The organism is Rhodococcus sp. Leaf247, assembly GCF_001426185.1.
Lineage (GTDB): Bacteria > Actinomycetota > Actinomycetes > Mycobacteriales > Mycobacteriaceae > Rhodococcoides.
This window is the reverse complement of record NZ_LMRP01000001.1, coordinates 1,878,005-1,890,605: the sequence shown is the minus strand read 5'-3', so window position 1 is coordinate 1,890,605 and position 12,601 is coordinate 1,878,005. Positions and strand designations below refer to the sequence as shown.

The following is a 12,601-nucleotide window of genomic DNA, read 5'->3' as shown; positions in this document are numbered from 1 at the left end:
GGCGTCGGTACTCTCTCTCGCGTGGCCCTGTACCGGAAATACCGTCCAGCGACGTTCGCGGAAGTGGTCGGGCAGGAGCATGTCACCGAGCCGCTGTCCGTCGCACTCGACTCCAAGCGCATCAATCACGCCTACCTGTTCTCCGGTCCTCGCGGCTGCGGTAAGACGTCCTCCGCGCGCATCCTGGCGCGCTCGCTCAACTGTGTGGAAGGTCCGACGTCGACTCCGTGCGGCGTCTGCGGGTCGTGTGTGGCGCTGGCGCCCGGTGGTCCCGGCAACCTCGACGTGATCGAGCTCGATGCTGCCAGCCACGGCGGCGTCGACGACACCCGTGAACTGCGCGATCGGGCCTTCTACGCCCCGGCGGAGTCCCGCTACCGCGTCTTCATCGTGGACGAGGCGCACATGGTCACCACGGCGGGCTTCAACGCGCTGCTCAAGATCGTGGAGGAGCCGCCGGAGCACCTCATCTTCGTGTTCGCGACGACGGAGCCGGAGAAAGTTCTGCCGACCATCCGTAGCCGTACACACCACTACCCGTTCCGACTGCTGCCTCCGGCAGCCATGCGTGGACTGATGGAACGTATCTGCGCGGAAGAGCATGTCACCGTCCAGGATGCTGTGTTCCCGTTGGTCATTCGCGCCGGCGGCGGTTCGCCCCGTGACACCCTGAGCGTGCTGGACCAGTTGCTCGCCGGCGCGGGCGACGAGGGTGTGCAGTACGCCCGCGCGCTCATGCTGCTCGGCGTCACGGACGTCGCGCTGATCGACGAGGCCGTCGACGCGTTGGCCGCACAGGACGGAGCCGCGCTGTTCGGCACCGTCGAGAAAGTCATGGACGCCGGACACGATCCGCGTCGGTTCGCCGTCGACCTGCTCGAGCGTCTCCGCGACCTCATCCTCATGCGAGCGGTTCCCGACGCGGGGGAGCGCGGTCTTATCGACGCGCCCGCGGACATGATCGAGCGCATGCGCGACGAGTCCGAGCGCATCGGTCCCGCCACGTTGGCGCGGTACGCGGAGACGGTGCACGCCGGTCTCGGTGAGATGCGCGGCGCGACGGCGCCCCGCCTGCTCCTCGAGGTGATGTGTGCGCGCATGCTTCTTCCCGCTGCGTCCGACGCGGAAAGTGCTGTGCTGCAGCGTATCGAGCGGTTGGAGCGTCGCCTCGACGTTACGCTTCCCGCCGGTGAAGCCGCCGCCGTGGAGGCAGGTCACGAGCAGGACCGGCTCGAGGCGACGGCCCACAAGCAGACTTTCCGACGGCCGTCCGAGCGAGCACCCGAACCGGCGCCCGCACCCGAGGTGGCCGCGAAACCTGTTGCGCCAGAGCGGACACCACAGCCCGAGCCGACCCCCGAGCCCGTGCCGACACCGAAGCCCGAGTCCGTGCCGACACCCGAGCCGACGCCGACCCCGGAACCCGAGCCGACCCCGGAACCCGAACCCGAGCCCGAACCCGAGCCCGAGCCGACCCCGGAACCCGAGCCCGAGCCGACCCCGGAACCCGAGCCCACCGCGGCTCCGGAACCCGACACGGCCGGACCCGATGTGGCTGCCGTGCGCGCGGTCTGGTCCGAGGTGCGGACCAAGGTCCGTGAGCGCAGTCGCACGGTCGAGGTGATGCTGTCGGGTGCGACGGTGAAGTCCGTCGGAGACGGCGCGATCGTGCTGGGTCACGACTCGGCGCCGCTGGCGAAGAGGCTGGTGGAACCGAGGAACGCGGAAGTGATCAAGGACGCTCTGCGGGATGTGTTCGGTGTGGACTGGACCGTCATCTGCGAGGCCGGGGACGGCTCGGTGCGCGCAGCCGCCCCGGCGCCCGCCACGGCGACACCGGAACGTCCTGCATCGAACGCTCCTCGCTTCTCGCGCCCCAGCCGAGCCGCACCGCAACCGGCCCCGACCTCGACGGCCCGCCCGTCCGCGGCGTCGCGGCCGACCGACGACGACATACCGCCTCCGCCAGAGGAGCCCGACTATCCGGACGACCCGGGCAGCCCCGATCCGTACGACGGTCCTCCGCCCCCGGAAAGCCCGGAGGAGCAGGAAGAGTTGATGAAGCAGGCCAAGGAGCCTGTCGATCCGTCGACGCGGCGCGATCCGGACGAGGTCGCGCTGGAGCTGCTGCAGTCCGAATTGGGCGCCACCCCGCTCAAGGAGATCTGACCCTCTCGAAAGGGCCCGCGAACACCGTCCCCGGTGTCATACTGCGCGCTCGTTTCGGTCCTTTCCGCCACGCCTTTTCGTGCTTATGGTGAGTGGCGTCGAGGTCTGTACCTCGTGGGCGCCGGTGCCTGTATCCGCCGTGCTGCCCATCTCACGTCGGAAGGAACTCTGCGCAGTGACCACAGAGGCATATATCTACGAAGCCATCAGGACGCCGCGAGGCAAGGGCAAGAACGGGTCGTTGCACTCGGTCAAGCCGATCTCGCTCGTCACCGGGTTGATCGACGAGCTCCGCCGTCGCTTCCCCGACATGGACGAGGATCGGATCTCCGACCTCATCCTCGGTGTCGTCTCGCCCGTCGGCGACCAGGGCGCGGACATCGCTCGCACGGCGGTCCTCGCCGCGAAGATGCCCGACACGGTCGGCGGCTTCCAGCTCAACCGCTTCTGCGCCTCGGGCCTCGAAGCCGTCAACCTCGCCGCACAGAAGGTGCGGTCCGGGTGGGACGAGCTGGTCATCGCCGGCGGCGTCGAATCGATGTCGCGCGTGCCCATGGGCTCGGACGGCGGCGCGTGGGCGATGGACCCGCAGACCAACTACGACACCTACTTCGCTCCTCAGGGAATCGGCGCCGATCTGATCGCGACGATCGAGGGCTTCACCCGTGAGGACGTCGACGCCTACGCCGCGCAGTCGCAGGAGCGCGCCGCTGCTGCATGGTCGGGTGGCTACTTCACCAAGTCCGTCGTTCCGGTCACCGACCAGAACGGCCTGCTGATCCTCGACAACGACGAGCACATGCGTCCGGGCACGACTGTCGAGTCGCTGGGCAAGCTGAAGCCGGCGTTCGAGGGAATCGCCGCGATGGGCGGCTTCGACGACGTCGCGCTGCAGAAGTACCACTGGATCGAGAAGATCGATCACGTGCACACCGGCGGTAACTCGTCCGGCATCGTCGACGGTGCTGCACTCGTCGTCGTCGGCAGCGAGGACGCCGGCAAGTCGATGGGCATGGCTCCCCGTGCGCGCGTCGTCGCGACCGCAACCAGCGGCGCCGACACCACCATCATGCTGACCGGCCCGACGCCGGCGTCGAAGAAGGTCCTGGCCGCGGCCGGGCTGACGGTCGACGACATCGACCTGTTCGAGCTCAACGAGGCGTTCGCGTCCGTGGTGCTCCGCTTCCAGCGCGATCTGAAGATCCCGGGCGAGAAGCTCAACGTCAACGGCGGCGCCATCGCCATGGGCCACCCCCTCGGTGCCACGGGCGCCATGATCACCGGCACCGTCCTCGACGAGCTCGAGCGACGCAACGGGCGCTACGCGCTGATCACCCTGTGCATCGGCGGCGGCATGGGCGTGGCCACCATCATCGAGCGAGTCTGAGGAACTTTTATGAGCGAGAACATGATTGCGTGGGATCAGGATGCCGACGGCATCGTCACGCTGACGATGGACGACCCCAACCAGGGCGCCAACACGATGAACGAGCTCTACAAGGACTCGATGGGCGCGACGGTCGATCGCCTCGAGGCCGAGAAGGACTCCATCACCGGCGTCGTCATCACCTCGGCGAAGAAGACGTTCTTCGCCGGCGGCGACCTGAAGAACATGATCAAGGCCGGCCCGGCCGACGCACAGCAGATCTTCGACGAGGTGCAGACCGTCAAGGCGCAGCTCCGTCGCCTCGAGACCCTGGGCAAGCCCGTCGTCTCCGCGATCAACGGTGCAGCACTGGGCGGCGGACTCGAGATCACGCTGGCGACGCATCACCGCATCGTCGCCGACGTGCCGGGCGTGCAGCTCGGCCTCCCCGAGGTCTCGCTGGGCCTGCTCCCCGGCGGTGGTGGCGTCACGCGCATCACCCGCCTGATGGGCATCCAGAACGGCTTCATGTCGGTGCTGTCGCAGGGCACGCGTTTCCGCCCGTCGAAGGCTCTCGAGCTCGGTCTGGTGCACGAGGTCGTCGGCAGCATCGAGGAACTGGTTCCCGCTGCGAAGGCATGGATCAAGGCCAACCCCGAGGGTGGCGTCGCTCCCTGGGACGTCAAGGGCTACAAGATCCCCGGCGGCACGCCGTCGAATCCCAAGCTCGCACAGATCCTTCCGGCGTTCCCCTCGAACCTGCGCAAGCAGATCAAGGGCGCGCCCATGCCGGCGCCGCTCGCGATCCTGTCCGCAGCGGTGGAGGGCGCGCAGGTCGACTTCGACAACGCGTCCACCATCGAGTCGCGCTACTTCACGTCGCTGGTCACCGGCCAGGTCTCGAAGAACATGATCCAGGCGTTCTTCTTCGACCTGCAGGCGATCAACGCCGGCAAGTCGCGGCCGGACGGCTACGAGAAGACCCAGTTCACCAAGGTCGCCGTTCTCGGCGCCGGCATGATGGGCGCGGGCATCGCCTACGTCTGTGCGAAGGCCGGCATCGACGTCGTCCTCAAGGACGTCGAGCAGGCGTCCGCGGACAAGGGCAAGGCGTACTCGGAGGCCATCGAGGCCAAGGCTCTCTCGCGTGGCAAGACGACGCAGGAGAAGTCGGACGCACTGCTCGCGCGGATCCACCCCACGGCGGACCCGAAGGACGTCGAGGGTGCAGACCTCGTCATCGAGGCAGTCTTCGAGTCGCAGGACCTCAAGCACAAGGTCTTCCAGGAGATCGAGGACCTCGTCGCTCCCGATTCGCTGCTCGGCTCGAACACCTCGACGCTGCCCATCACCGGTCTCGCGACCGGTGTGAAGCGCCAGGAAGACTTCATCGGAATCCACTTCTTCTCGCCCGTCGACAAGATGCCGCTGGTCGAGATCATCCGTGGTGACAAGACCTCGGATGCGGCTCTGGCCAAGGCATTCGACCTCGTGCAGGCCATCAAGAAGACGCCGATCGTCGTCAACGACAGCCGCGGATTCTTCACCTCCCGCGTGATCGGCACCTTCATCAACGAGGCCATCGCGATGCTGGGCGAGGGCGTCGAGCCGTCGACCATCGAGCAGGCCGGCCTCCAGGCGGGCTACCCGGCGCCGCCGTTGCAGCTCTCCGACGAGCTGACGCTCACCCTGATGCAGAAGATCCGCAAGGAGACCTACGACGCGATCGTGGCCGCCGGCGGAACTCCTCCGGAGGATGCTGCGGGTGCCGTGATCGACAAGATGGTCGACGAGTTCGAGCGTCCGTCCAAGTCCAAGGGCGCCGGCTTCTACGAGTACGTGGACGGCAAGCGCACCGGCCTCTGGTCCGGTCTGCGTGACGCCTTCAAGTCGGGGACGTCAGAGGCGTCCTTCGAGGACCTCAAGGAGCGCATGCTCTTCATCGAGGCGATCGAGACGCAGAAGTGCTTCGACGAGGGTGTCCTGAACACCACGGCCGACGCCAACATCGGCTCGATCTTCGGAATCGGCTTCCCGGCGTGGACCGGTGGCGTGCACCAGTACGTCGTCGGCTACGAGGCCGCGGACGGTTCGATCGGCAAGGAGGCGTTCGTCGCCCGTGCCGAGGAGCTGGCCAAGCAGTACGGCGAGCGGTTCACTCCGCCTGCGTCACTGCGCTAGTCACGAGCACACGACAGCCCCGCACCTCGTGGTGCGGGGCTGTCGTCGTCTCAGCGCAGCACGCGTGCTGCGAAGTCCAGCGAGGCCGGCATCGACGCCATCAGCGTTCCGACGTGGTCGGGAGTCGGGAAGGTGACCAGCTGGAAGTCCGTGCCGGCGGCAGACATTCGTGCGGTCTGCGCGAACGTCAGAGGTGCGGGGACGGTCTGGTCCGCCAGGCTCTGCGTCACCAACAGGGGCCGATCGTATCCACTGACGGGAACGGCCTGCATCTGCCGGAACACCGGCGCCAGCGGAGTCAGCGGCCTGGTCAGCAGGTCACCGAACTGCGCGGGATGCGTCTCTCGGTAGGTACGGAATTCGGTGCCGCACAGCGTGGTCGCCGCGTTCAGGTACTCGAGGCCGCGCGGAGTGAGGTAGCTCCGCACATCGAGTTCGGGGCGCTGGTCGCTCATGCCCGCCAAGGTGGAGAACACGTAGCCGACGATGCCGTTCGGGAGCACCGGCGGGATCGTCGGGCCGGCGAACGGGAAGACCGAGTCCAGCTGCGTCGGTCCGGCAATGGCCACGGCGCCGCGGAAGTCGAGTTCCGGTGCGCGCGACGATGCAGCCGCCGCAGCGAAGTACGCCGCGTTCCCCCCTTGCGACAACCCGGTGGCGATCCACGTCGGGGACAACGTCCCACCCACCACGGAATGGGCCGCGCGCACGATGTCGACGGTGTTCGCGCCGGCTGCGGGGCCGTCGAGATACGCACTCACGCCGGGGGTTCGCATGCCCGCGTAGTCGGTGGCGACGACGGCGTATCCCGCCGCCAGCCACGCTTCGACGGCCGGCCGTTCGAGCTCGGTGGTGCCTGTCAGCGACGGTGCGCACGCGTCGTCGATGCCCGTGGTTCCGTGAGCGTGCGAGACCACGGGCCATCCACCGACGGGAGGCTCGCCGGCGGGCACGAACACAGTTCCCGTCGATTCGCCGACCTTGTCCGCGGTGCGCAGCGTTGTGTAACGGACGAGGTAGCTCTCGGCGGCACCTCGGGGCGCGAGCGCCGGGTCGAGCGCACTGCTGGAGAGCACGATTCCCGTGGCAGGTTCCGCGGATGCCGGAGCGACGGCGAGCGAGAGGGGTGTCGCCAGCGATAGACAGGCAACGAGGGCAGGGACACCGAATCGTCGTCGAAGAGAAGTCACGTCTGTCAGTTCACCATGGGCTGCGCACCTCGTGGTGTGTCTCCTCACGAGTATCTGCCCGACGCGGCGTCAGGGGACTACGTTCGACAGGTGAAGACTCCTGTTGTCACCGTCATCGGTGTCGTAATCGCCCTTCTGGGCCTCCTGTTCGCCCTCCAGGGATTCGGGGTGATCGGCGGTAGCGCGATGAGCAACACCTCCACCTGGTCGATCCTCGGTCCCATCATCCTGATCGTCGGAGTGGCGATCGTGGTGGTGAGCAGGCGCCGCGGGGTCTAGCTCGAGTACCGCCGGCGGAGGTCGACCTTCACGACCTTGCCGCCGGCGTTGCGGGGGAGCGCCTCCACCAAAACCAGGTCGCGAGGGTGCTTGTAGTGCGCGAGGCGTGCGTCCAGCCAGTCGACGAGGTCGGGAAGCGTCAGGTCCGGCTCGTCGGTGGCGCGCTGCGCGACGACGGCGACGGGCACCTCACCCCACCGGTCGTCCGGGCGGCCGATGACGGCTGCCTCGAGTATCCGGGGATGGGAGAACAGGACGTTTTCGACCTCGGCGCAGTAGATGTTCTCACCGCCGGAGATGATCATGTCCTTCTTGCGGTCGACGACGAAGACGAAGCCCTCGTCGTCCTGGCGCACCAGGTCGCCGGAATGGAACCAGCCGCCGTGGAACGCATCCGACGTCGCGGCGGGGTTCTCCCAGTAACCGTGCATCAACGTCGGTCCGCGGTAGACGATCTCGCCGATGTCGCCTCGCGGGACGTCGACCATGTCGTCGTCGACGACCCGCGCTTCCACCGTGGCGACGACGCGTCCCACGGACCCGAGTTTGCGGAGTGCGTCGCCGCCGTCGAGGACACAGGTGATCGGCGACATCTCCGTCTGGCCGAAGACGGCCACGGTGAGGGCGTCGGGGAACGTCTGCGACATGGCCCTCAACACGGTGTCCGACGCCGGCGCCGCACCCCACGAGATCACCCGCAGTGCCAACCTCCTGGGGCGTCGCGCCTGTTCTACGCAGACCGCCTGCCACTGCACCGGCACGAGGAACAGAGTGGTCACGGACTCGGCCTCGAGGACGTCGAGCAGTGCGGCCGGGTCGAACGCACCGACGGGGTGGATGACGGTGGGGATGCCGAGCTTGAGACTGGGGGCGATGCTGCCCAGCGCGGCGATGTGGAACATCGGCGACGCACAGAAGTTGATCTCGTCCACCCCGTACATCTGTAGCGCCCGGATGCAGGTGAGTGCTTGGGCCTGCATGTTGGAATGGGACAGCACAGCACCTTTGGGGCGGCCGGTGGTTCCCGAGGTGTACATGATCAGCGCCGGCGCATCGTCCGGGACGTCGGTGTCGGGCGCAGGGATGCCCTCGCGGATCAGCGCCTCGTAGGTGTCCCCGTCACCTCCCACGATGATCGAGTCCGCGATGCCGACCGCCGCGGCGAGCGGTGCCAGAGCGTCCTCCACGACGATGAGGCCGGCGCCGCTGTTCTCCGCGAGGTAGGTGATCTCCGGTGCGCTCATCCGGAAGTTGACGGGCACGGCGATCGCGCCGACGGCGGTGATCGCCAGCACCGATTCGACGTACTCGGGCCGGTTGAGCATGAGGATCAGCACCCGGTCCCCGGCCGTCACACCGCGGCGGGACAACCCGCCGGCGAGTGCGTCGACACGGTCGGCGAGGCCGCGCCAGGTGTGCGTCGCCCCGCCGAAGCGCAGCGCCACACCCGCGGGATCCATCAGTGCGTGTCGACGTACCTGGTTGTTCCAGTTGTCCCGCCGTGCACGTCCGGGCTGCGACTGATCCGCCATCTCGGGTGTCCTCTCGTGGAGTCGCACCCGCTCGGGTGTCGACAGTCCCCGTGATTCGACACCCGAGACGGCGTCCGTGTCAGCAGATCAGCCGTTCCACCAGGGGCGCAACGGAAGTCCCGCGTCGGCGGTGCTGTCGAGCTTCACGGCGAGCACCTGGTGCAACTGCACCACGTTGCGCTCGAAGCCCAGGCGCGAGCCGGCCATGTAGAGGCCCCAGACGCGGGCGGTTCCCTCACCGACCTCGGCGACACAGGCATCCCAGTTGTCGACGAGGTTGCGGCACCAGTCGCGCAGAGTCAGCGCGTAGTGCTCGCGCAGGTTCTCCTCGTGGCGCACCTCGAGGCCGACGTCCTGCATCTCGGTGATGATGCGACCCGACCCGGTCAGTTCACCGTCGGGGAAGACGTAGCGGTCGATGAACCCACCCGCACGTGCCGACGACCGGTTGTCGGGGCGGGTGATGCAGTGATTCAGCACGCGGCCGCCGGGACGGAGCTTGCTCTTGATGAACTCGAAGTACGCGGGGTAGTTCGAGACACCGATGTGCTCGGTGAGGCCGATGGACGACACTGCGTCGAAGTCGGTCTCGGCGATGTCGCGGTAGTCGCTGTGCCGGACCTCGGCGAGATCGCCGAGGCCGTCGGCGGCGATGGCCTGCTGTGCCCACTCGGCCTGTTCCTTGGAGAGCGTGGCGCCGATGACGTGGACGCCGCGGCGGGCCGCGTAGCGCACCATCGAACCCCAGCCGCAGCCGATGTCGAGCAGCCGATCGCCCGCTTTGAGGTTCAACTTCTCGAACACCAGGCGGTACTTGTTCTCCTGCGCCTCCTCGAGAGAGGCGTCGATACTCGGGTAGGCGGCGCACGTGTAGGTCATCGACGGGCCGAGGACGTACTCGTAGAACGTGTTGGACACGTCGTAGTGGTGGTGGATGCTCTCCGCGTCGCGGGTCTTGCTGTGCCGCAGACCCTCGGCGATACGACGCCACCGCGGCAGTGACTCTTGGGGCGGGGGAGCGATGGGCCGCAACAACTCCCAGCCCAACGAGCGCGTGACGGTGGCCAGGGCACGGGCGGACGGGCGCTTGAAGTGAAGGTCGTCGCCGAGCATCTTCAGCACGTCGTACGGGTCGCCAGGGTGGGCGCCTTCGATCTCGAGGTCGCCGGAGACGTAGGCGCGGGCCATGCCCAGGTCGCCCGGAGCTGTCGCGAGGTATGTGGTGCCGCGGGGTGAGGTGAGCTTGAGCCCGTACTCGGAATCCTCGGCACCGGCCGTACTGCCGTCGTAGGCCGAGAAGCGCACGGGCAGATCACCTTCGGTGAACTGCTCGAGAATCTCGGCTATGGAGAGTTTGGGCGAACTACCGGCCGTGCCGGAGTTCTGATGATCCTTGAACGTCGTCATCGACGATGCACCGCCTTCGAATACAGATCCAACAGTCGCGAATCGGGGTCGTACTTCTTCTTCAGAAGGCGGTATTTCTCACCGCCGTAGAGGGCATCGAACTCGTCCTTGTCGTAGAACGAATCCGAGTAAAGCGATTTGTGGCCGTCGAACTCGGTCACCATCCGTTCGATGCGGCGGTTCGCCGCACCTTCGGGCTCACCGTCGACGATCGGGACCGACGACCAGAAACCGATGTTGACGTACGTACGGTGTGGTTGCAACGGGTACAGCGGCCACCCGCGAACTCCGGCATCCGCCTCGCTCGCATCGCTGTAGCCGTCGGGTTCCCGCAGCCGCAGCGGACACAACCACAACGGCTCGATCGGTATTTCCCGCAGGAACCAGTCGACGAAGGCGGCCGTGTTCTCGACGGGAACCTCGATGTCCTGCACGACGCGTTCGCGGATCGGGTTGCCCTTGCGCCGTTCCAGGCGATCGGCGATGTCGTACTTCTGGTCGAGCGCGATCAGCTTCCAGTAGAAGCTGCTGCGCAGGTACTTCCTGGGCCAGAACTTCCGGATGCGGGGGTTCTGGGCGCCGAAGGCACGGGAGCACCAGAACCAGTCGGTGTCCCATCGCCACAGGTAGTCGCGGACGGTCAGCCGGTCACGCTTCGGGGCGGCGCCGTCGTGCTGGATGGACCGGTAGAAGACGCGATCATCGGTGTAGTCGCTGACGGGTCCGGGTTCGTCGGTACCGCGGCCCAACGTCAGGTACGCCTCGGATCCTGTGAAGACGACTCCGTCCAGGTAGTCGACGCGTTCACCGTCGTACTCGCGGTCCGCGACGATCCGGGTCATCACCTCCTGCACCGACTCCACGTCGTGGAAACGGATGTGGCGCATGGCGACGTAGGGGTGGACACGCTCGAGCTCGATGCGGAGACGGGTCGAGTACCCGAGCGTGCCGTACGAGTTGGGGAACGCGTGGAACAGGTCGCTGTACTCGTTGTCGGGTGTCGCGGTGACGATGTCACCGGATCCGGTGAGGATGTCGACCTCGAGCACGGACTCGTGCGGGAGCCCGTTGCGGAAGGACGTCGACTCGATCCCGAGGCCCGTGACGGCCCCGCCGAGCGTGATGGTCTTGAGCTGGGGGACCACCAGCGGCGACAGGCCGTGGTGCAGGGTCGCGTCCACGAGGTCCTCGTACGTGCACATTCCCTGCACGTCGGCCGTCATCGCCACGGGGTCGACGGAGATGACTCCGCCCAGTCCCGAGACGTCGAGGCCGGGAGCGGTGTTCTTCGGCCGGGCGCGGAAGAGATTGGACGTCTTCTTCGCCAGCCGGACGGTCGCTGCGTCGGGTATCGCGCGGTAACTGCTCAGCAGTGTCCGCACGCCGGCCTGGTGCCGGTCTTGTCCGATTTCAGCAGGTCCGGGGGGTCTCCCACGTTCTGCGTCGAGTGTCCGATCCACGCGAGAACGCTATATCGCGGTTGTTCGCAACGCTACGGAAGGTGCCCCTCGAGACGGGAAACGTCACATGATCGTTGCCGTCGATTCGCCCGGTGTCCGCCCGGAAACCTCTCGGCCGGGACATGGAAGACTGGTAGTACCGTTCGTTCGTTTCGATGTGCTCAGGAGAACCCCTCATGGCCAAGGTCAGCGCCAGCAGTGTCCGCACGTTCGAGGCGGCACCCGACAAGGTGCTCGCTGCCCTCTCCGACTACGAGACCGTGCGCCCGCGCATCCTGCCCGAGAACTACCGCGACTTCGCTGTCGTCGAGGGCGGTCAGGGCGACGGCACCGTCGTGCGCTGGGTCCTCCAGGCGACCGAGAAGCGGTCACGGGACGTCCTGGCGACCGTGTCCGTCGCCGGCTCGACGATCACCGAGACCGATGCCAACTCGTCGATGATCACCACCTACGCCGTCTCCCCGAGCGGAGCGGGTTCGCAGGTGACGACGACGACCGAGTGGACCGGCGCCGGTGGCATCGGCGGTTTCTTCGAGAAGACCTTCGCCCCTCTCGGGCTGAAGAAGATCCAGGCAAGTCTGCTGGAGAACCTGTCGCGTCAGGTCCAGTGACCTGTCGGGTCGAGCAACTAGGCTCGACCCCGACCCCAGCTCACGTCTCGGAAGGACACCCGCCGTGCAACCCGGTGAACAGCCCGACATGTCCCAACTGCTGCAGCAGGCCCAGCAGATGCAGCAGCAGCTCATGGCCGCCCAGGCCGAGATCGCCGCGACCGAGGTCACCGGCAGCGCCGGCGGCGGACTCGTCGTGGCCACCGTCAAGGGCAGCGGCGAGGTGGTCGGTCTGACCATCGACCCCAAGGTCGTCGATCCCGACGACGTCGACACCCTGCAGGATCTGGTCATCGGCGCCATCGCGGACGCGTCGCGCGCGGCGGCCGAGGTCGCCTCGCAGAAGCTCGGCCCCCTCGCCGGTCTCGCCGGCGGCGGTCTTCCCGGTCTGCCCGGCTTCTAGACC

The 12,601-nt window shown here is 67.3% G+C and carries 10 protein-coding genes; 6 read left to right on the top strand and 4 right to left on the bottom strand.

The genetic code is table 11. The annotated features are described in order from the left end of the window. The first annotated feature begins 21 nt into the window (after positions 1-21). From ASG64_RS08840 to ASG64_RS08830, 3 genes are all read left to right on the top strand, one after another. Entirely contained in the window at positions 22-2,169 is a 2,148-nt protein-coding gene (locus tag ASG64_RS08840) for a DNA polymerase III subunits gamma/tau (RefSeq protein WP_056072133.1), read from the top strand. Positions 2,170-2,344: 175 nt separating this feature from the next. After that, the gene (locus tag ASG64_RS08835; RefSeq protein ID WP_042575023.1) at positions 2,345-3,556 is read left to right on the top strand and encodes an acetyl-CoA C-acetyltransferase; all 1,212 of its coding nucleotides are present in this window, start codon (positions 2,345-2,347) and stop codon (positions 3,554-3,556) included. Positions 3,557-3,565: 9 nt separating this feature from the next. Beyond that, on the top strand, positions 3,566-5,716 hold the full coding sequence (locus ASG64_RS08830; RefSeq protein WP_042575022.1) for a 3-hydroxyacyl-CoA dehydrogenase NAD-binding domain-containing protein: 2,151 nt from the start codon (positions 3,566-3,568) through the stop codon (positions 5,714-5,716). Between the two features lie 50 nt (positions 5,717-5,766). On the opposite strand, the gene ASG64_RS08825 is transcribed toward ASG64_RS08830, so the two are convergent. Beyond that, a complete protein-coding gene (locus ASG64_RS08825) occupies positions 5,767-6,906 on the bottom strand; it encodes an alpha/beta hydrolase family protein (protein WP_162245380.1) in 1,140 nt (379 codons plus the stop codon). 90 nt (positions 6,907-6,996) lie between these two features. Between ASG64_RS08825 and ASG64_RS08820 the strand changes: the two genes are divergently transcribed. Next, a complete protein-coding gene (locus ASG64_RS08820) occupies positions 6,997-7,185 on the top strand; it encodes a membrane protein (RefSeq protein WP_042575020.1) in 189 nt (62 codons plus the stop codon). Here ASG64_RS08820 and fadD5 read toward each other — a convergent pair. From fadD5 to ASG64_RS08805, 3 genes are all read right to left on the bottom strand, one after another. Then, the gene (fadD5, locus tag ASG64_RS08815; protein ID WP_056072968.1) at positions 7,182-8,717 is read right to left on the bottom strand and encodes a fatty-acid--CoA ligase FadD5; all 1,536 of its coding nucleotides are present in this window, start codon (positions 8,715-8,717) and stop codon (positions 7,182-7,184) included. The two genes, ASG64_RS08820 and fadD5, sit on opposite strands and share 4 nt — an antisense overlap. A gap of 87 nt (positions 8,718-8,804) precedes the next feature. Next, positions 8,805-10,124 (bottom strand): class I SAM-dependent methyltransferase, encoded by a 1,320-nt coding sequence (locus ASG64_RS08810; RefSeq protein WP_042575019.1) that lies wholly within the window; start codon positions 10,122-10,124, stop codon positions 8,805-8,807. Beyond that, on the bottom strand, positions 10,121-11,533 hold the full coding sequence (locus tag ASG64_RS08805; protein WP_056072966.1) for an FAD-binding oxidoreductase: 1,413 nt from the start codon (positions 11,531-11,533) through the stop codon (positions 10,121-10,123). The genes ASG64_RS08810 and ASG64_RS08805 overlap by 4 nt, the downstream gene beginning before the upstream one ends. A gap of 227 nt (positions 11,534-11,760) precedes the next feature. Here ASG64_RS08805 and ASG64_RS08800 point away from each other — a divergent pair, with 227 nt between their 5' ends. After that, a complete protein-coding gene (locus tag ASG64_RS08800; RefSeq protein WP_056072126.1) occupies positions 11,761-12,195 on the top strand; it encodes an SRPBCC family protein in 435 nt (144 codons plus the stop codon). A gap of 64 nt (positions 12,196-12,259) precedes the next feature. Continuing rightward, entirely contained in the window at positions 12,260-12,598 is a 339-nt protein-coding gene (locus tag ASG64_RS08795; RefSeq protein WP_042575017.1) for a YbaB/EbfC family nucleoid-associated protein, read from the top strand. Positions 12,599-12,601 lie beyond the last annotated feature (3 nt).